The following is a 19,872-nucleotide window of genomic DNA, read 5'->3' as shown; positions in this document are numbered from 1 at the left end:
ACCCCTTCCGTTTCTCTAATTGGCCCGATTAACAAGCAGCGTGGAGTATACGCGTTCGCGCTCCTGATTTTGCACAATGATGGTGTACCATCCTGCTTTGGGCAGTGTAATCTTGAAGTCTTTGCTGATCAGTTCCTTATAGGTCACTCGGGTCGCGATGTATTTCATCTGTCCTTCGCGCACCAGACCCGGGAAATAATAAATGTCGTACGTGCCGAGTTCGTTCTCCAGCTTGGTTCCGCCAGCAGTCTCAATCGTGCGGAAGTTGTTCACATTGAACGTGACCGTACCTGTATTCACGATTGCTGTTTCGGATTCGGTATCCGACAACGGAATACCATTGGCCGTAACGAACATACCATCTGTCGAACGAACAAACACCGTTTGCAGGGCGTAGCCTGCATTGCCGAGCTGGTCCTTCGCCGTATAACGAATCGTGTGTTTACCCGTCACCGTGAGGTTCAGCGGTTTCTCCACGTATTGTCCGCCTTCCAGCACGTACTCCGCAGCCGTCACTTGAATCTGCTCCCCAGATGTGAGATTATCGCTCACTGTGTATCCACCCAGATCCGTGACCAGATCGAAGCCTGGTTTGTTTTGCAGAACCGTGGTGGAAGCTTTGTTCAGACGGATCGTTGGTGCCGTGTTATCCAGACCCGCAATCGTAAAGTTAACCTGTTTCTTGTTACCAAGTACGTCTGAAAGTAAAATCGAATGCTCGCCATTGCTGGCGTAGTCGGCGCTAAAGCTCGCTACAGGGGTTGCCCCGGCATAGATCGTATTGCCTTCTACTACAGATGATGGCATCACAAAACCTACACGCACTTTGCCTTTGGAGTAAGCCTGATCGCCGATCTGCACCAGCTTGCTGTCATCGATGATCTGTCCGTCGTTGTCCACTCGAACCATCGTGATCTCTTCTACAGCCGGGATCGATCCAACGAGAGTTGTAATCGCTTCGGACTCCAGCTTCGCATTATTCCCGGCGGCATCTGCCAGCGAGAAGCGTGCTTTACTGCCTGAAGTCATAACGAATGAGGATTGGTTCGTCCCTGAGCTATTGGAAACAACCTGGTAATCCTGAACCTGTCCCTGTTTCGGCAGCACTTGCGCCACGATCAGATTAGACGCGATCACGTTACCTGTTGTCGGTGCTGCAAAATGAGTAAATTCTCCGTTTGCATTGTACCCGTCACCCGCGCTATCCACGATAGCAGTACCACTACCGTAGCGGATCAACGCTTTGAGATCGGGATGGTTGTAGTGCATGACAATATCTGCTTCCGGCGGCGTGGTATCGATGTTGCTCACCGTTGCCGTGACACTGCCCGTAAAGCCAACCGCATCTTCGTACTCAAACGTGAATTCTCCGTTCTCGCGGAACGTTTTGGACGACGTCGGCAGATTGGTGATGCGGATCGGTTCACTCGATTGCAGACTTACCTTAACTGTGCCATTCGTTGCCGCAATCGTAGAATACTTCACATTCACCATTGGCGGCGTATCATCGAAGTTGGAGACCACGATGAACACGGTTGCTGTATTGCTGCCATCCTTCACGGTGAAGGAGTAGCTTCCGTTGCGGTATATTTTGAACCGTTTGTTCGCCTCCAGCGTTTCCGGCATTTCCGGGTTGCTGTTCGTTGGCTTCACGGTCTTGTCATCCACGAGGTCGAACAGGATCTCTTGTCCTTCGTTCTGCCCACCATCCTGCACCTTCTCGCCTCCACGAACCGGCATGATCTGCTCCAGTGAAGCAAGCCCATAGGCAGGGGCATCCTGAAGCTGGATCTCAGGTGTTACGACATCGCTGATGTTGTCGTAGTAGCCTTTGAATTTAACCCGAACCTGTGACTTGAGTTGTCCTGAATCATTCGTATCAACAGGAACGCCAACATAGTTCGTGTAAGGAAGCCAAGTGCTCCAATTGTCTCCGCCGTTGGTGGAAACGGAATAGAAGTAACCTTCCTGTGCTGGCACATCAACCGTCAGTTCCATAATGGCGGTGTACCCGTCATCTCCTGGACCTTCTGTCCGAATCAAACGCGCGCTACCAACAGGTGGTTCACTGCTCAGATAGAACACGGAGAACAGACCACTTGTGTGGTAAAGCTTACTGTTACCCAAGCTATCGCTGGCATGAACGTACAGACGATAATTACCGTTGTCCTTTTTGTTGTCTACCTGCAAAGTGATCAAACGATCCGCAGGCGACACGCTCCAGCCCTTGCCTTCCGGATCTGGTTCCTTCTCGTCTTGCCCGTCAACCACTTTGATCCATTGGTAACGAATGTTCTTGGCTGCAACACCGTTAAAGTCCACCAACGTGTCAGACACATCAATCTGTACCGTCTGCTCTGGCATCGGATACAGATAACCCTGCGAACCGAATTTCGTGACAGGTGGCAGATGGTCGAATTTGTACTCCTGATAATAGTAGTAGAAACGTCCAGTATCCTGCTGCTTGATGCGCACATGGGCGTACCAGGTCCCGTTCAACGTTTTGTCGGCAGGGAAGCTGTAGCGCTCGGCGGGTACATCCCCCAACTTCGTTTCCTTCGGTTCATCCTCAAAAGCAACCCATTTGCTATTGCCCACAGGACGTTCAGAACTTTCACTGTATTGATATTCAATCGTATCGATCGGTACACCGGCTACGGTGAAGTCGGGTCCGTCATTGATCGCATAGGTGCCCGGATAGGCTTTGAACTTGGTTGAGATGACAAGCACATCAACTGCTTTTGGCTCGGCGGTGGCTGAATGGCCTGCCACATCCTCGGCTTTGGCATGCAGCTCGTATTGTCCACCTTTGGAGATCGCCGGATCATTCAATGTTGATATCTCAGCTTCACCTTGTGCGTTCAGCTCGGCATCCTGCCACCCGGAAGCGACAGGGCTCTTGCCCACGGCCACGAACTGGTATTGCACCTTGTTATTTTTAATAGAAGAAGTCGGATCAGCGGCCTTAACCGTAATCTTCACATTGTCGGAGTTATTGTCCACGATGTTCGCAACTTCGACGGTTGGATCGTCATTGTCAATCTTCAACAGGCCAACATGGTAAGACCAATTGGAATCATCTTGTTTGAAATCGGCCAAAGGCCACTGTACTGTATTGCCGTAATCGGACAGATTCGGCAGAATGCTTGAGCGATAATATTCCTCCAGCTCGGCAGGTGTCGCATCCGGATGTTGGGCAAGGTAAGCTGCACGTTCGTTGCTGCCTTTGTCGTATTGCATCCGTTGACGAGCCGAGTCCCAACTCATGTCGGCAGTCCATGTATGCAAATACCAGTTCCCGTTCAAACCTGTGCCATCATCTGGCAGTTCTACTCTCACACCATTCTGTCCGGTAGACAGTACAACATCCTGGAAACCAGATGTATACAATTCTTCAGAAGGCTGCTTCTGTGTCAGGGAATAGCGTTTCACTGCGGCAAAGTTGTCGTTTTGCCCAGCGAAGGGATCATTCGGACTCTGGTTCAGTACATAATACACGAGCCCTGAACCACTGCCTGGACGGAACAATCCTTTGCTCGTCTGACCGTTCAAGTCCGGATCGAATGCATTGATCGTGAATGATCCATTTCCTACGTATTGTCCTTCGGGAATGACTTCTCCGTCCTGATTTTCATAGACAAAATTCACTTCAGGTGCCGTATTGTCCACAGACAATCCAGCCCAATCAATCTTCTTGACTGGCTCAGTGAGCACGTTACCGGCGTAGTCTGTCAGCGCCTTCCCGTCGCCAGGATTGCTGGCGTGCTCCAAAGCAGCTGTCTCCAGCAATGACGTTTCGATGCTTTTGCCGTCTGGCACTGTCATACGGAACGTCCATGTATTTGTGTTCTGGCCGCCAACATATGCTGCAGTCAAGCCGTTGGCAAACTTGAGTCGTGTATCCTCCGTCGGGGTAAACGCGCTGATCACCTGTTCGTTGAGGTACACGGTAAAATCAACAACGTCGCCCTTGTTCAGCACAAGTCCCGTTAATACTTCAGGCTGCACGCCGTTGCGGGATGCTGAGTACTGAGGTACACGTGCGTCGATAATGGTACGGAACGTACCGCCCGGATTCGCGTTATCGGCAAAAGGAACTGTTCCAATACCGTTAAAAGTTGCAACGGGATTACCCGCACCATCACTGAATCCTGCTGCATTCATCCGTTCCAGTAATGTTGGACGGTCCTCCTCGGAGGGCGCGATCAGGCGCTTCGGATCAATGGGAATGTTACCTGTGCTATCATTTAACGCAGCCTGATAACGAAAGTTAAAAGTGGAGCGTGCATGACTGTTCCGATCCAGTCCACCCTGCGCAAAGTCACTGTATCCGCTGTCTGCGCTCGTTAGATAATAAACGGACGGATCGAAGCCGTCTCCACCCGGATTACTGAACAGTTCGGTACGCATGAAGCTGAATTTGCCATCAATCCGGTCAGAGGCATCCTCTGCAGTCGACGGAAATACCGGCTCACTGAAATTCAGCGCCAGGTTGAGGTTGCTCCCTTGCTTCAGGAACAACTCATTCTTTTTTACTGCCGGATCGGCATTGAATCGAACTGCCCCGGTATGGGTCAGTGTATTGCCGTTGTATGTAGGAGGTGTGATGTCGGCGAAATACAGTTCAATATCACTGGCACTTTCAATAACTCCTCCTCCAATGTCTATCTCGATCGTATCGTTGGGACCAAAACTGATCCATGATGAGTTTACTGAACTATTGGTGCTAACACCGAATTTCGAAACACCGTTGATATTTACAGAGACTGCGCCACTGAAACCAAACATAGTCTCCATAGATCCAATCTTAAAGAGCATTCTGGCCTGTCCACCTTCGGCCAATCGTCGAAGTGTTGGGTTCGAAGCAACCGAAATCTTGGCAACCAACTGACCAGGTAAGCTCATTTTGAGATAGCTTGCATTCAGTACATCTACATTGCTCTTCTTCGTTGAAGTTCCCGGTGCGCCAGCGGCAAATATGCCAAAGCTGTTCGCATCAAACTTTTTAATGTTATTGTTCCAGGAAGACATGTCTTCCCGATTGATGATCTTACCCCCGCCGTTCGGAATAAAAATATCCGCGTACTCCGCAGCTGCGGAAACGGTCGGCAGGTGTGGCCAGCTCACAGACGTCAACGTCAGCAAAGCAGCAAGCAGGCAGAGTGATAACTTTTTGAACATGCGAGATTCCCCTTTTTCCCGTTATGTATTCGACTTCTTCATCAGCTTGCGAATATCTTCGATCGTTACACAGATATGAATGCCATTCATTGTCCGGAACGAACCGGAGATTAATCCGATCACATGACCATCTTCATTTAACAATGGACCACCCGACATGCCCGCAGACACCTGCGCGGAAGTCAGCAAGCGAACGACATCGTTCACCTCAGCGGTTGGTGCATTCACGATGCCCTCCGTAATGATCTTGCCATCCTTCAGCGGGTACCCGATTGCGAACGATCGTTGCCCATATCTTGCAGGCTGCTTGTCCCCTGACAGGGTAAGTACTGGACGTTTTTTGCTATTCTGCACAGACAGCGTAGCCACATCGGTTTCCGTATCAGTGCTCAGAACCGTTATCTTTTGGATGGAACCATCTTCAAATACCGCCTCGAAAGATATCCCGTCCTTCACAACATGGGCTGCTGTAAGTGCTCTACCATCACCGATTAGAAAACCGGTACCTACCGTTTTGAGTGTTCCGTCCTTGCGATACGCTTTCAGGTAAAAGACAGCTTGCGCCGCGGACTGATACACTTTTTCAGCTCCCGATACGGCCACTTGTCCAGTCCCAGCCGCTTTGGCGACAGATGAACCCGTATACCCATTCAGACATGCCACGGCAATCAGTACAGCCAAAATGCCAATTATCCGCCGCCGCAAACGCCAAGATGTGATGCTTCTCTCCATTTTCTCAACTCCATCAGCCCATAGTCGCGCAAAGATAGGTCTTTCGATGCTTTTTCTGTGCCCGTTCGACATATCTTGCTTCCGCATTATAATGGATCACAATAAACAAGCAATAAACAGAAGAAAATTGTCGAAATGTGATTGCGCCCCCCAGAGATATTCGCTACAATGCCGATAGAATACAAGAGATTTCGTCCAAATCTGCCAAAGGTTTCGAACAAACTCTAAAGGAGCAGCATTTCGTGTTATTAAAAATTTCAGGTGTTGTCCTGACTGTTATACTCGCCATTACCGTACTACTCCTGTCAACGATCAGAGAACCACAATCTGCGGCGCTTCATGCTCGTCAAGGTGTTCTGGACCTCTCGGCTTGGAACCCTGAACAGGACGAGCGGATCAAGCTGGACGGGGAGTGGGAATTTTACTGGGAGCGATTGCTACCTGACGAATCTACAACTCCGAATCAAGCTGGTCCAACGAAAGCACCCGATACCTATGCAACCGTTCCCGGCTCGTGGAATCGACTTGAAGTGGACGGCGCACGACTGCCTACCCACGGCTTCGCCACGTATCGACTAGTGCTGCGTAATGCACCTGTTGATGGAACGCTGGCGATCAAAAAAATGAACATTCGTTTTGCCAGCGAAATCTATATCAATGGCAACAAATTGCTGGAAGACGGGCATGCTGTGGCAAAGTCCGCGGGTTACCGACCAGGCAACTCCCCACAGATTGGCTTTTTCCCCTATCACGGCGGTGACATTGAGATTTTGATCCGGGTGGCTAATTACGATTACACGGACTCTGGCATTCCGGGTCCACTCTTTTTCGGCGAACAAGCGGCCATGCTGCAAAAACATCAAGCCAGCACAGCTATCGAATTCGGCACGCTCGCTGTACTGGCTACCATTTCGATCATATTCCTCATCAGTTACCTGGGGTCTGCACTCTACCGAAACAGGGACGATTCCCTGCTGCTGATTGGTCTAATCTGTCTGCTGTACGCCCTCTATAACGGCATGATCAGCGAACGTGTGTTATCCATGGTGGGCTCGGAAATCTCCTTTAGTACGCTCTATAAATTAAAAGATTTCTGCTCTGTCGCATGTCTGGGTCTGCTGACCTTTTACTTCTACCGATTCAAAACAGGCATCCTGTCCGGTATGCTCACAGCGGTGATTCTGATCATCTTCGGAGCTTACTTTTGCATGGTCGTGCTCCTGCCTATTTCCGTCTATGGGCTTGCTGCGCCTTACGTCGTCGTTATGTACACGTTGCTGCTTCTCTGGTTGCTGTATCAATGCGCATCACAGTTCCTGACCAGTGAAAAGGGCGAACGGCTGTCTACTTTCTTGTGGTATGCGGCTCTCTTAAGCATCGTGCTGTACTGTCTGGACATTAATCTCTTCTCGATCTCGCTCAAGGAAAACATGAACATCGGGCAGGCTTCGATTGTCCTGTTCAGCATCCTGATGCTGTTTCTGGCTGTGCTTCGGTTCTTCGAGGCCTATCGTACGGTCCGCACCCTCAAAGATCAGTTGCTCTTGCTGGACAAGGTGAAGGACGACTTCCTGTCCAATACCTCGCACGAGCTCAAAACACCGCTGAACGCGATTGTAAACATCAGTGAGAGCCTGCTCAAAGGCGCCGAAGGCCCACTTACCGACGAACAGGCGCACAATCTGGCGATCGTGACAGGAAGCGGCCGACGATTAACCTATCTGGTAGATGAATTGCTGGATTATTCGAAAATGAAACATGGCGACATCCCGCTCCACCGGTCTTCGACCGATCTGTACTCGTTTGTCGAATCGGTCATGCGTATGCACTCCTTCCTGCTTGGCGCGAAAAAGGTGGAGCTCATCAACCGCATCCCGGCGCATTTCCCGCCAATCTATGCAGACGGCAATCGACTGATTCAGATTTTGCATAATCTGATCGGTAATGCCGTTAAGTTCACGGAACGTGGCACCGTAAGTATTAGTGCTACGGTGGTTCAAGGCAAAGCGGAAATACGCATTGTGGATACCGGCCGCGGCATCGGTACGGACAAGCTGGAGCATATCTTCCTACCGTTCGAGCAAGAAGCAGATACGGGGCCAGTGGTTGCCGGAGGCACCGGTCTGGGACTAAGCATTACGCGTAAGCTGGTCGAACTGCATGGCGGAACTATTCATGCGCAATCGGTACCCGGCAAGGGTGCTACATTCATCCTGACCTTTCCGCTGGCAGATGGCAAAGGAGAGAAGCGATCCAACGTCATGCCACTTACCATAGCTCCTACAAGTCCTGCTAATCGGCTGTTCCGGTTCGAAGAACCAACGATTGTGAAAGGAAATAAAGACGAATGGATCATCGTTGTGGACGACGACTCGGCTAATTTGCAGACGATTGTTAATCTCTTGAAGCTGGAAGGTTACAGTTATGCGGTAACTGCACGTTCCTCTTCGGTACTGGAGCTGCTGGACAAGCTACCTGCCGTGCATCTTGTCATTGCTGATATCATGATGCCCGACATGTCGGGTTACGAATTGTTGGAACGGATCAGGGAGCGCTTCTCTCCTTCCGAGCTGCCTGTACTCATGCTGACGGCGAGTAACAAAGCCCATCAGTTGAAGCTGGCCTTGGAGAAAGGTGCCAATGATTTCGTATCGAAGCCGTTCGAATCGGAGGAATTGCTGGCCCGGATCGGCGGTTTGACCCGGATGAAAACATCCGTTCAGGCTGCGCGAGATGCCGAAATATCCTTTTTGCGGTCACAGATGAACCCGCACTTTCTGTATAACGCTCTAAATGCCATTGCCGAATTGTGCGTGGATGCGCCCAATCGGGCAGAACAATTGATTTTGCAATTATCGAGTTACTTAAGACGCAGTGTGCACTTTAAACATCTGGACTCAAAAACTAGCCTGATGAACGAACTGGAGATGATCGAGGCCTATGTAGCGATTGAGCAAGCTCGCTTTGGCTCAAGGTTGGAGGTCATCATCGATGTGGATGCGGATGTGAACCGGAACATGGACATTCCGCCCCTCACGTTACAGCCCCTGATCGAAAACGCAATTCGGCATGGGCTGATGTCCAGCATTCGCGGTGGTCGGGTCATGTTGTCTATCCGCAATCTGAATGATACGGAAACACGGTTCACCATTGAGGACAACGGAATTGGCATAACCAGGGAACGGATGGATGAAATTCGGCAATCCACAGATGGCAGTAACGGCGTGGGACTATGGAATATCTCCAGCCGGTTGAACCTGCTGTATGGCAGACACCTTCAGATGGAAAGTCTGGATGGCGAGGGAACGCGGATTACATTTGATCTTCCAAATCAACGTCTAAGCACAGATGGGAACGGGGGTTATGAAACATGATGAAAGTCATCATTGTGGACGATGAGGATTTGTCGCTGAAGCGACTGAATCGCATTTTGACAGAAAGTGGAGAAGTTGAGGTGTCTCGCGCATTTCACGACCCGGAAGAAGCCTGCGAATATGCGGCGGAAAATAGCTTCGATGCGGCATTTCTGGACATTACGATGCCTCGTATCTCAGGTATGCAACTCATTGGTGAATTGCGTAAACATCACCCTTCGCTCCCCATTGTGCTGGTGACCGGATATGAGGAGTATGCGGTGCAGGCCTTCGACAAAGAGGTGATCGATTACGTCATCAAGCCCGTCACGGCTGAGCGACTGAACCGTAGCATTAAGCGATTGCAGGAAAAGCTTCACAAGTCCGTCGCCCCTTCCGAACCGACGACTCCTGCACCCAAGCTGAATGTTCGTCTGTTCGGTGAATTCACCGTGTTCGGCGGAGCCGGAGCAGACAGTCCCATCAAGCTTAGAACGCCCAAGACGGAAGAGTTACTCGCATTCTTGCTGTATACCAAATCAACTACCCGCGATGCATTGGCCGATACGTTGTGGAAGGACCTCAGTCCGCAGAAGGCCTGGACGAACATCAATTCCACACTGTACTACGTGCGACGTGCCATCGGGGACAACAGTGACGTACCGATCATTCTCAAGGACAGGAATGGCATCCGTATCGACCGGGAAGCGATTGACTGCGATCTGTACGAGTTCGAGGCTTTGTTCCGGCAGATGCGTCAGGCATCAGCACATCAACCCGATCTCTTCGAGCGGATGGACACGTTGTATACGGGTGAACTTCTGAAAGGAAGGCATTATGAGTGGGCTTTCGCGTGGTCCAGACAGCTGGAGCTGGATTTCATCATGACGATGGAAACTGCTGCCCACTATCACGAGAAGGCAGGCGAGCCGTTACGGGCGCTGTATTATTTTGAACGTATCCTCCAGATAGATTCGATTCGGGAAGATATTCATCGCGAGATCATCCTGTTGTATCTGTCGCTTGGACGAAGAACCGAAGCGCAGCGACAGTATCTGGTGCTGGAGGAATTGCTCAAAGAGGAGCTTGGCTCCAGTCCGGCAGCAGATATCAAACAACTGTTGCGACAATCATGAAACAGCAAAAAGCCCATGCCTTGGCGATAATGAACTGCTCCCATCGTAGTCTTCTACAGTCTACTATGACAGGGAACAGTTCAGTGTTGCTTTAGGCTTGGGCTTTTTTTCAACATAGATGGACGTTAACTCGTTCGTTCGTCTTGGTCGGATGATTTTACATCATCATTGTCTAAAATCAATTACTCATTTATAAGTTTTTCTGTATTAAGGGTAAACCCTTCAATCACGACATCTTCGTCCACTTCAATCATGATACAACGTCTGCCTTGATAGTTCACCTGTTTCACATATCTCAGGTCTTGCGGGCTAACCGAAATCGTAGCAACCTTGGTTTCAATCTTAATCGACTTGGACGTGAACTTCGGCATAACACTAGTCGCCTTCATTTCATAATTCTTGTTGTCCACAATCGTTTCGAAGGCACGTTCCACTTTCTCCGTCGTCAGATCCTCTATACCGCTTGCGGTCAGTACACGTTCCAGATCTTTATAATCCAGTTTCGGAGGTTCTTCCTCATGGGACTCTTCGTTAATTTCAATGACTCGGTTGATCTCCTCATACACATGAGCAATGGTGGCTGAATCGAGCTGTTCACCGGCCACTTCCTTGACGATATCTTCGAAGATCGCCCGTTCTTCCAGTGCGGTTACGGATCTTTCTCCATTCAATACATTTTCAACAAAATGCGGATCCGGGAAATTGGATTTCCCTGTACAATATAGAACACGGTTCACATCGGAGTAGTTGTCCGTCACGCTAGGGTACAGGAACCCTTGCTCTGGCGTGCTTAATTTGATAATCGGATCGACAATAATGTTGTATTTGAATTCTCTCTCCACGTAATCAAACAAGAGCGTCTTCCGCTGCTTCTCCGTTGAATTCACGCTGCACAGAATGAACGGATGGGCGAACACCTCATTCTTCTCACTCTCTTCCGTGGCTTCGTTTCTAGCCTTGGTCGGCAGATAATACTGTCCACGCACGAACGTAGCTACCATATCCCGCTCAAACTTCGTATCCACCAACATTCGATCCACGAGCAGCAGCATCAGATCCTGCCATTCATCCGGATCACCTGTTACCAGCGCCTGGTGAAGCAGTACCTGTGCCGGGTCCTCCGCCGCTTCCTGGAACTTCAGTTCGAACAATTTCTGATCCAAATCGCCTGTCAGCAATTTTTTGAAATTGCCCATGTACAGCTCCTGCTTCTCTCTGTCCACCAGTTCGAACGGGTGACGCTCCCAGTGATATACCTCGTTCGTTTCTTTCGTAATATACACGTTGAGAATATCGTAAATATTCAGTAGATCGTGATCGAGTTTAAATTGCTTGCGTATATGCGCGACTTCTTTTTTATTCATGATTCGTTAGACAACTCCTCAAGTAAATTGGCTTTACAAGTATAAACGATATAAAAAACCTTCGCCAGAAGGACCTTTATGGTTACATGTCTTATGTGGTATTCCAAACCTAAAACGCTGCAAAAACAGAAAGACGCATCAGGAATGATTCCTGTGCGTCTGTTCTCGTTTCACTGCTTTCTTTTCAATTAACTACTACTCGGTAACATATCCGTATTCAACAGTGATTCCCTGCTGGAAGAAACTTTCCTTGCTTCCAGCAGAAATAGTAATCCCAAGAACACGGACACGCCGCCAATAATAATCAGCAACGCCCCCAACTCCTGACTGTAGGCTATCAGCGCCCCGTCCCGGAACGCCATCCCACGAATCAGACGGTTGAGCCAATTCATCGGTAATGCCCATGCGAATATTTGGAACGGTTCTGGGAACGCCAGCGGCGTTAGTTGAATTCCGGTAGCCAAAAAGGACGGATACAATACAAAGCTGGTCCGAAGACTGACTTTCGACATGTCTTTGGCAGTGTATCCAATCAGCATGCCCATGAGTGATAAGGCAAAAGCATAAACAACCAGCGGAATGATAAATAGATAAGGCTCTGCTTCAAACCGCATTCCCCCCACCTGCTTTAACAATCCATAGGATAGCAGCAACGATAGGAAGCTTAACACAGCGTAGGGTACACTCCGAACCCATAGCTGGAAAGGCGACCTTCCGTTTGCAAATAGCTTCCCTTCCTGACGAAGCCGAGGTGCAATTGAGCCCGCTGCGCTTGTCGTAATCATCAATACTACGATATTCACAAATCCCAGCACCATAAAGCCGACATAACTGGAGGTTGGATTAAACAACATTCGTTGCTGAAGGGATAACGGCGACACGATTCCTTTGGCTGTCTCAGCATCCATCCCTTTCTGGATCAAACGTGTCATGGAAAGGGTCATATTTTCCGTCTGGATAATCTCTTGAATCGCGGTGCGAATACCGGTTAACCCCGAGGGCATCGTGTTATCCATCAAGATGCCAATGTTCGTCGATTTCCCTTGTTGTTGGCGCATTCCCAACTGATTGGGAAGTAAAATAACCGCTACAGCTTGCTCATTGGCAAGCAATGTTTCCGGATTCATTCGGCTCGCATATACGCTTTTGACGCTCATATATTGTGACGCATTAATTTTGGAGATCATCTGCCGTGAATATTCACTATGATCCTCATCAATGACCACAACTGGTGATTTACTGATCTGATTCTGTGAGAACATTAATCCGAAAAATAAGGCTGCTATCATTGGCCCAATAAAAATTAGCCGGATATACTTACTTCCTGCGACGTACTTCCACTCGTCAATCAGTGATTTCATCAAGTTTCACCTCTGCTGTCATCCCCGGAAGCAAATCAGTATTCGACTCCATCGATATTCGGACCAGAAACATACTTAAATCAGCTTGTCCTTTTTCCCGTGACATGCGCAAGTTCGCAAATTGAGGTGCAGACGAAATGGAAGTAACAATCCCTCTCACCTGCGTTGGCTGATCCAAATACGGAAAATGAACATCAACACTTTGATTCACTTCAAGCTGTTGAATTTCACTTTCCTGTATGTAAAGGTCGGTGTAATACGTATTTTTTTGTACAACTGCCAGCGGCACTCCTGCTTGGACTTGATCCCCCTTATCTACATTGACTCGGTCAACCAATCCGTCATACGGTGCGAGTACATCCACATCTCCCTCCCCCGCTGATTTCACTTTGAAAAGTACCTCTCCCTCTTTCACGGAGTTACCTGCAGACGCACCCGCCTCTACAATTGCCCCAGGACTATTCTGATAAAATAATGTCGTTTGTTCTGACTCCAATATGCCTTGTTTCTTGCTCTCGGCCTGAGTGACAGCATCCTTTCCTTTAACAGCAAGTAGTGAACCCCCAACAATAAACACCATCGCAATTCCGATATACAAACCAGCTTTTATCTTCATTCTCATATCTCTCCCATTCTCATTCCTTGTGCATATAAGTTGAACTGAAAATATTTACACTGGACACTCCGATGACAGAACATCCACATGTTTGCTTTACATGATCATTTTGTTGACCGCGTTCCCGGCAGCCTCCATAATCACTTCTCCCAAAGTAGGATGAGGGTGAATTGTCATCGCCAGATCCTCTACGGTTGCCCCCATCTCAATGGCAAGTGCGAGCTCCGATATCAGTGTGGATGCCTCCACGCCAACGATTTGCGCACCAATGACAATTCCTGAAGTCGGGTCAGCCACAACTTTTACAAACCCTTCGGGTTCTCTTAATGCCAATGCTCTTCCGTTGATCCCGAAAGAAGATTTCCCAATAACCACCGGAATGGCTTGTGCCTTCGCTTCCGTCTCACTAACTCCAACACTGGATAGCTCCGGATCAGAAAAAACAACAAGCGGAATCACCTTGTAATCCACTTTGGAGGTGAGACCCGCAATGGCCTCTGCTGCTATTTCGGCTTCATAGGATGCCTTGTGAGCGAGTGCTGGACCAGCCGTAATATCTCCAATGGCATAAATGTGCGGGATAACTGTTCTACACTGTTCATCTATTTCAACCAGTCCCTTGCTGGTCACTGGCAAGCCAATGCGTTCCAATCCTAACGGTCCGTCTGTATTGGGTTTCCTGCCGATCGTGACCAATACATATTCCGTCGTGACCATGTGCTGCTCTTGGTTTTTGGAATAATGCAGTGTCATGGAATCCGCATTCTGCTCCACCTTTTCGGCAGTCGCTCCGGTTACGATATGGATGCCATCCGCATTCAATTGTTTGACTACAGGGGCTGCAAGTTCCGCCTCGAATCCAGGCAATACTTGTGCTCCTCCCTCCAGAATCGTTACCTTTGTTCCGAATTTGGCATACATCTGTCCAAGCTCCACACCAATATAACCTCCGCCGATCACAACCAGACTACTCGGGACCTCCTGTAGAGACAGTCCTTCAGTGGAAGACAAGATGCGACCTCCAAATGGAAATGCGGGCAGCTCAACCGGCTGAGACCCCGTTGCAAGTATGAGGTTTTTAAAAGAAATACTTTGCTCCTGCCCAGCTTGCCGAATCATCGCTGTGTGCTCATCCACAAGACTAGCCTCTCCTTCGAGAATGGTCACACCTGCAGTCTTTAACAAATAGTGGACGCCACCAGCCTGTTTATTCACAACCTCCTGTTTGAAATGCTGGGCGTTCTTAAATATCGCTGCCGCTTCAGCTTGATTCAACTGTCTGAACAAATCATAGCGATGCGATTCCGCAATTAATGCTTTGGATGGTATGCAGCCCACATGTGTGCAGACCCCGCCGAGCTGTTTTCGTTCGACAATTGCCGTCTTCATCCCCAATTGCGAAGAACGAAGCGCCGCCACATATCCCCCTGGACCTGATCCAATAACTAACGTATCCACAGATTCAAACTCGCTCATATTCTGATACCTCCCGATTTGAAGTTAATTTAAAATATGATGACCGTAATATATTATAACCATCATATTTTAAGACCGTCAACAACCGCATGTGACCCTTTTGTAAAGCAACAGATATTTAGTAGCCAAATTGACAGGCCTAATTATGATGATTATAATATTTTAAAAAAGCAGAATGATGAAACTATGGAGTGAATGAAAATGCCCTATCCCAAAGGACATAAAATAAAAGTACGAGGTAAGATAGTTGAGAGTGCGGCTCGAGCTTTTCGCACCAATGGTATTCAGGACGTGAGTGTCCCGTTTATTATGAAGGGAGCCGGATTGACTCATGGAGGGTTCTATTCACACTTTGACAATAAGGAACAGTTGGTTGCGGAAGCCTGCGAATATGCCATCAGTGATACCATTGCACTTCTTCAGAACGTCGCTGATCAGGAAGAGCAACATCCCAAAATTAATAAAGTCATCGATTATTATTTGAGTCCGTATCACCGCGACCAAACAGAAATGAGCTGTATTTTCCCCGCCCTTTCCAGCGAAATATCCCGTTCTTCGGAAGAGGTCCGTCAGGTATTCACCCATGAATTGGAGCGGATGATCTCTTTTATCTCCAACCTGGCTGAAATTGATGTATACAAAGGTCGGGCATTGTTCAGTACCATGGTTGGCTCGCTTGTTCTTGCACGGTCTGTTAGTGATTCTGATCTTAGCGACAGCTTTCTCTCGGCGGGCAGGCAGCAAGCAAAAGAAATGGTTGAACGGAACGATATGTAGAGGTTTCGGGCTTTTATACGATACGTAGCTTTGAGGTTGTTTCTTTTTGTTATCGAGCTGGAAACACAAATAGACCGCCCACCTTTGTGAAGGTTGCGGTCTATTTGATCGTGTATCCTCTTTTTTGAGCCAACCATCCTTAAAAACGGCTATTGCATTAGAGAGATATGCTCCGTACGAGAGAACTGACGATATGGCGAAAATTTCAGCATCTTACATATTTACGCTTGAACCCCGTCCGCCCTTTATCCACTGCCTTTTGGATATTCTCAGACGCATTCAGCAGCTTGCTCTTGGGCTTGTCCTTATTTACTTCGACAGGGCCAACGGCCTTGGCCGTCTCTACCGCCTGATCGTGCAATGGTTGATAGGATGTTGCAACGGTATACAGGAAGTTGTTCATTGAATATTTCGTTCGTTCCGGCGATTCGTGAATGGTCTTTTTCACCTGTTCCAGCATCTCCATCAGTTTATTCTCCGAAAACTCAGCATCCTTCCGGCTTCCGAGCAACCAGCAGTAACAGCTCCATCCCGCTGACATTCTCAGTTCATCACCACTAGCAATCCATGCGTCAGCGACCTCTTGCGCAATATCTGTCTCGGCCAACGTCACAGCAACGATGAAGTCAGAGATCATATAAAAATAAGCGGCATCGATCCAACGATCAAAATCAGCTGGCGTCATCACTTTTGGATCGGCAATCACGCCTGCAAAGTACATCGCATCATAATTACCTGTCGCGTATAATTGCTCCGCCAAAGGTTGATCCTTTTTGATCTGCTTGGCGATAGGTTTCATCGCCCCGGTTGCCACGCCAAATAACGGTTCATGCGCACCATTGGAGATATAGATTTTTTTCGTTCGTTCTTTGCCCAGCGCCTCTAGCTCTTGCATCACTTCATCTAGGTTCATTTCGTGACACTCCCAATCCATATAATTTATATATCTGATCATATCAAACGGACACTTATGTTTAACGAAAAACCGATGGAAAATCGCACATTATCCAAAGGGAACCATTTTGCCATAAGCATAATCGTCCCGGCGGGATTGTTACCTTTCATATGAGGAATTCCCCAATGGGGTATTTTTCCTAAAAGAACCGAATACTATTCAAATTCCCCTGTGGCTTTGACATCCTGTTCGAGCATTATCACCGATCATAACATCTATACCATTGTTTCGCACAGATCCCTGAAAAGATAGATATAACTTCTTCGCAGACAAACATTTTTCCTTTCTTATGCTTCTACCGGCAACTTCGGAATACCTGCCGAGAGCCTGATTGGAAGAGCTAATTCCCCCAGCACAGCAGAGCAACATATGTCCATATCCAAGCAACATTAAGCTATGGTAGGAAACGTCGCTCATCGTTTATGTTCAGTTAAGTGTTGTTAACGAAACTGAGATGAGGAAGGATGCGAGATGATGAGCAACAATCAAGTGCTAGGCTTTGCCCCTGCTCTGGGCTGGAATTCGTGGAATACCTTTACGTGGGATATTAACGAGCAATTAATTCGAGATGTCGCTGATGTGTTCGTATCGGAAGGTTATCTGGCCGCTGGCTATGAGTATATCGTAATCGATGATTGCTGGAGCCTGAAGGAACGGGATGTGAGCGGCAATCTGGTGACTGATCCGATAAAATTCCCAAGTGGAATGAGAGCGCTTTCCGACTATGTCCACAGCAAAGGTCTAAAGTTCGGCATGTATTCATGCGTGGGTACACATACTTGTGCCGGGTATCCAGGCAGCTTTGAGCATGAATTCCAGGATGCCGCCCTTTTTGCCGAATGGGGCGTTGATTATTTAAAGTATGATTACTGCTTCAAGCCGCGCCATATCTCAGGCGAGCTGCTGTACAAACGGATGAGCCTGGCGCTCAAAAACTGCGGACGCGATATCCTGTTCTCCGCCTGCAACTGGGGAGCCGACGACGTATACGACTGGATTCGAGAATCTGGTGCTCATATGTACCGCTCTACCGAAGATATCCGCGACAATTGGGATTCGGTCAAAGCGCTTTCCCTTTCGCAGCTTGGCAAACAAAGCTACACGGGCTCCTTCTGCCATAACGACATGGATATGCTGATTGTAGGTATGTATGGTGGAAGCAACAACGACTTTATCGGCAGTATCGGCGGATGCAACGACATCGAATATAAAACCCACTTTTCACTCTGGTCCATGATGGGTTCACCGCTAATGATCGGATGTGACGTACGCAAGGCGAACCAGATCACAAAAGATATTCTGCTCAATCCAGACTTGCTTGCCATCAACCAAGATGTAGAAGCTCGCGGAGCTTACCGTATCAAACCGGAGCCACAATGGTTTCACACAGACGATGTATTTATGCTGGTGAAGGTACTCACAGATGGCGATCTAGCTATTGGCTTCTTCAACCTGAGCGACAACCAGCGGGAGTTGTCTTTGCAATTTTGGGATATGGGTCTGCCTTACGCTGCCGGGTACGCTCTGTCACTGTATGACTGCTGGGAACATAAAGAGCTTGGCGTGTTCCGTGAACGCTTCGCTCCCGTTGTCGCAGCACATGATTGTTTAGTCGTGCGTGCCAAACTGGTGAAATAGATGGCTCAACATCGCCTGTGTACCTCCTGTCAGGTCCCGCTCTCTTCAGACGATGTGGGTATTTACCTCAAATTGATCTCACGCTCTGCCCAGCAATTTCTGTGCATCCATTGTCTCGGAGTGAAGCTGAACTGTGGACGGGAGCCTATTGAGAAGCTGATACGTTATTTCCGAGAGTCCGGGAACTGCGCCCTGTTCCGTTACGTAATCTCTTTGTCTGGTGAAGTATCATGTATGCTGTTGGCGTGTGTGATGTTGCTTTTTTGAATACTTTGGAAAAGTAAAGCGGGTCATTGTAACCAACAGAGTAGGCCACGGATTGAATAGGCAATCCTGATGTCTTCAGTAGTTCACAGGCCCGCCGGATCCGGCAGGATGTAATATACTCCAAAACAGACTTGCCAGTTGCTCCCTTAAACAGACGAAACAAATAACTGCGCTCCAGATTAACTGCCTTTACGATCTCCGTGACGGTCAATGTCGGCTTCCAGTAGTTCTGCTCGATGTACTTTCTCGCCAGCCAGACATAATCCTTGACATCCACCTGCGGCTCCTTTGGATAATATTCCATATAGTAGGAAAGCAGTAGACGCAAACGGGCATCCGCCCGCAGCACTTCATAAGATGATCCACCCGCGCTCCAGGCAAGATGAAAAAAGGGCTGCAGTGTCTCCGGCGAGACCGTCACTACGGGTTGTACCTCTGAAAGCTGTGTCAGCGCCAGCAACCGGCCGGCGTCCTCACCGCTAAACTCCACCCAGACGTACTCCCACGGATCTTGCGGGTCTGGATAATAATAGATCTCCTTTTGCGGGAATATGATAAAGCTTTCCCCCGTAACCAGCCGAAAAACACTATCACCCGTCTCCAGGGTCCCTTGGCCACGGATAATATAGTGCAGTGCATAAACGTCACGCACGCCTGGCCCCCATTGGTGAGCGTTGGCCGGCTTGTGACCACCGCTAATAAAATACAAATTACTGGCTCTACTGCTCTCATGCCAAATCGGATTCAACCTTGATCCCCTCATTTCTATAGCCTTCCAGTTCTGACGTTCGGTTTATCTTATAGTATCGTTGATTAGATAGTCGGGTATCGTTTTTTATGCTAAATCGAGATAGGGGAATGTTGTGATGTTAAGGATGGTTACAGTACGCCAAGATTCCGGGCTGGGATCAGCCGGGCACCTTTCGAAGGCAAGCATTATGATCTGGCCCGCCAGATGACCCTGGACCTGTGCTCGAAATTGTGATTGAGCAGTATCTCAAAAAGAAGAATGAACC

12 protein-coding genes are annotated in these 19,872 nt (G+C 48.6%); 4 read left to right on the top strand and 8 right to left on the bottom strand.

The features are described from left to right. Positions 1-15: 15 nt before the first annotated feature. Complete coding sequence (locus OM416_RS26325; protein WP_264934391.1) at positions 16-5,181, bottom strand: hypothetical protein; 5,166 nt, start codon at positions 5,179-5,181, stop codon at positions 16-18. Positions 5,182-5,202: 21 nt separating this feature from the next. Continuing rightward, positions 5,203-5,913, bottom strand: a complete 711-nt coding sequence (locus OM416_RS26320) for a S1 family peptidase (RefSeq protein ID WP_264934389.1) — start codon at positions 5,911-5,913, stop codon at positions 5,203-5,205. A gap of 242 nt (positions 5,914-6,155) precedes the next feature. Between OM416_RS26320 and OM416_RS26315 the strand changes: the two genes are divergently transcribed. Both OM416_RS26315 and OM416_RS26310 read left to right on the top strand, forming a co-directional pair. Beyond that, positions 6,156-9,287 (top strand): ATP-binding protein, encoded by a 3,132-nt coding sequence (locus tag OM416_RS26315; protein ID WP_264934387.1) that lies wholly within the window; start codon positions 6,156-6,158, stop codon positions 9,285-9,287. Then, on the top strand, positions 9,284-10,402 hold the full coding sequence (locus OM416_RS26310) for a response regulator (RefSeq protein WP_264934385.1): 1,119 nt from the start codon (positions 9,284-9,286) through the stop codon (positions 10,400-10,402). The genes OM416_RS26315 and OM416_RS26310 overlap by 4 nt, the downstream gene beginning before the upstream one ends. Before the next feature lie 182 nt (positions 10,403-10,584). Here OM416_RS26310 and OM416_RS26305 read toward each other — a convergent pair whose 3' ends face one another. From OM416_RS26305 to lpdA, 4 genes are all read right to left on the bottom strand, one after another. Next, the gene (locus OM416_RS26305) at positions 10,585-11,766 is read right to left on the bottom strand and encodes a DUF4317 domain-containing protein (RefSeq protein WP_036668338.1); all 1,182 of its coding nucleotides are present in this window, start codon (positions 11,764-11,766) and stop codon (positions 10,585-10,587) included. Positions 11,767-11,954: 188 nt separating this feature from the next. Beyond that, complete coding sequence (locus OM416_RS26300) at positions 11,955-13,127, bottom strand: ABC transporter permease (protein WP_264934382.1); 1,173 nt, start codon at positions 13,125-13,127, stop codon at positions 11,955-11,957. Beyond that, positions 13,111-13,743, bottom strand: coding sequence for an HlyD family efflux transporter periplasmic adaptor subunit (locus OM416_RS26295; protein ID WP_264934381.1), 633 nt, complete (start codon positions 13,741-13,743; stop codon positions 13,111-13,113). The genes OM416_RS26300 and OM416_RS26295 overlap by 17 nt, the downstream gene beginning before the upstream one ends. 96 nt (positions 13,744-13,839) lie before the next feature. Beyond that, a complete protein-coding gene (lpdA, locus tag OM416_RS26290) occupies positions 13,840-15,219 on the bottom strand; it encodes a dihydrolipoyl dehydrogenase (protein ID WP_264934380.1) in 1,380 nt (459 codons plus the stop codon). 201 nt (positions 15,220-15,420) lie between these two features. Between lpdA and OM416_RS26285 the strand changes: the two genes are divergently transcribed. After that, positions 15,421-15,996 carry a TetR/AcrR family transcriptional regulator gene (locus tag OM416_RS26285; protein ID WP_264934379.1) on the top strand — a complete coding sequence of 192 codons (576 nt, stop codon included), beginning with the start codon at positions 15,421-15,423 and terminating at the stop codon, positions 15,994-15,996. 205 nt (positions 15,997-16,201) lie between these two features. Here the strand turns inward: OM416_RS26285 and OM416_RS26280 are convergent, their stop codons facing one another. Next, positions 16,202-16,909, bottom strand: coding sequence for a DNA alkylation repair protein (locus tag OM416_RS26280; RefSeq protein ID WP_264934378.1), 708 nt, complete (start codon positions 16,907-16,909; stop codon positions 16,202-16,204). 513 nt (positions 16,910-17,422) lie between these two features. Here OM416_RS26280 and OM416_RS26275 point away from each other — a divergent pair. Next, positions 17,423-18,589: a glycoside hydrolase family 27 protein gene (locus OM416_RS26275; RefSeq protein ID WP_264934377.1), complete on the top strand. Its 1,167-nt coding sequence runs from the start codon at positions 17,423-17,425 to the stop codon at positions 18,587-18,589. Between the two features lie 145 nt (positions 18,590-18,734). Here the strand turns inward: OM416_RS26275 and OM416_RS26270 are convergent, their stop codons facing one another. Beyond that, positions 18,735-19,604, bottom strand: coding sequence for an AraC family transcriptional regulator (locus OM416_RS26270; protein WP_264934375.1), 870 nt, complete (start codon positions 19,602-19,604; stop codon positions 18,735-18,737). Between the last annotated feature and the right edge of the window lie 268 nt (positions 19,605-19,872).

The organism is Paenibacillus sp. LS1, from assembly GCF_026013365.1.
In the GTDB taxonomy this organism is placed as follows: Bacteria; Bacillota; Bacilli; order Paenibacillales; family Paenibacillaceae; genus Paenibacillus.
Note: the sequence above shows the minus strand (reverse complement) of the source record. Positions and strands in the feature narration are given on the sequence as shown.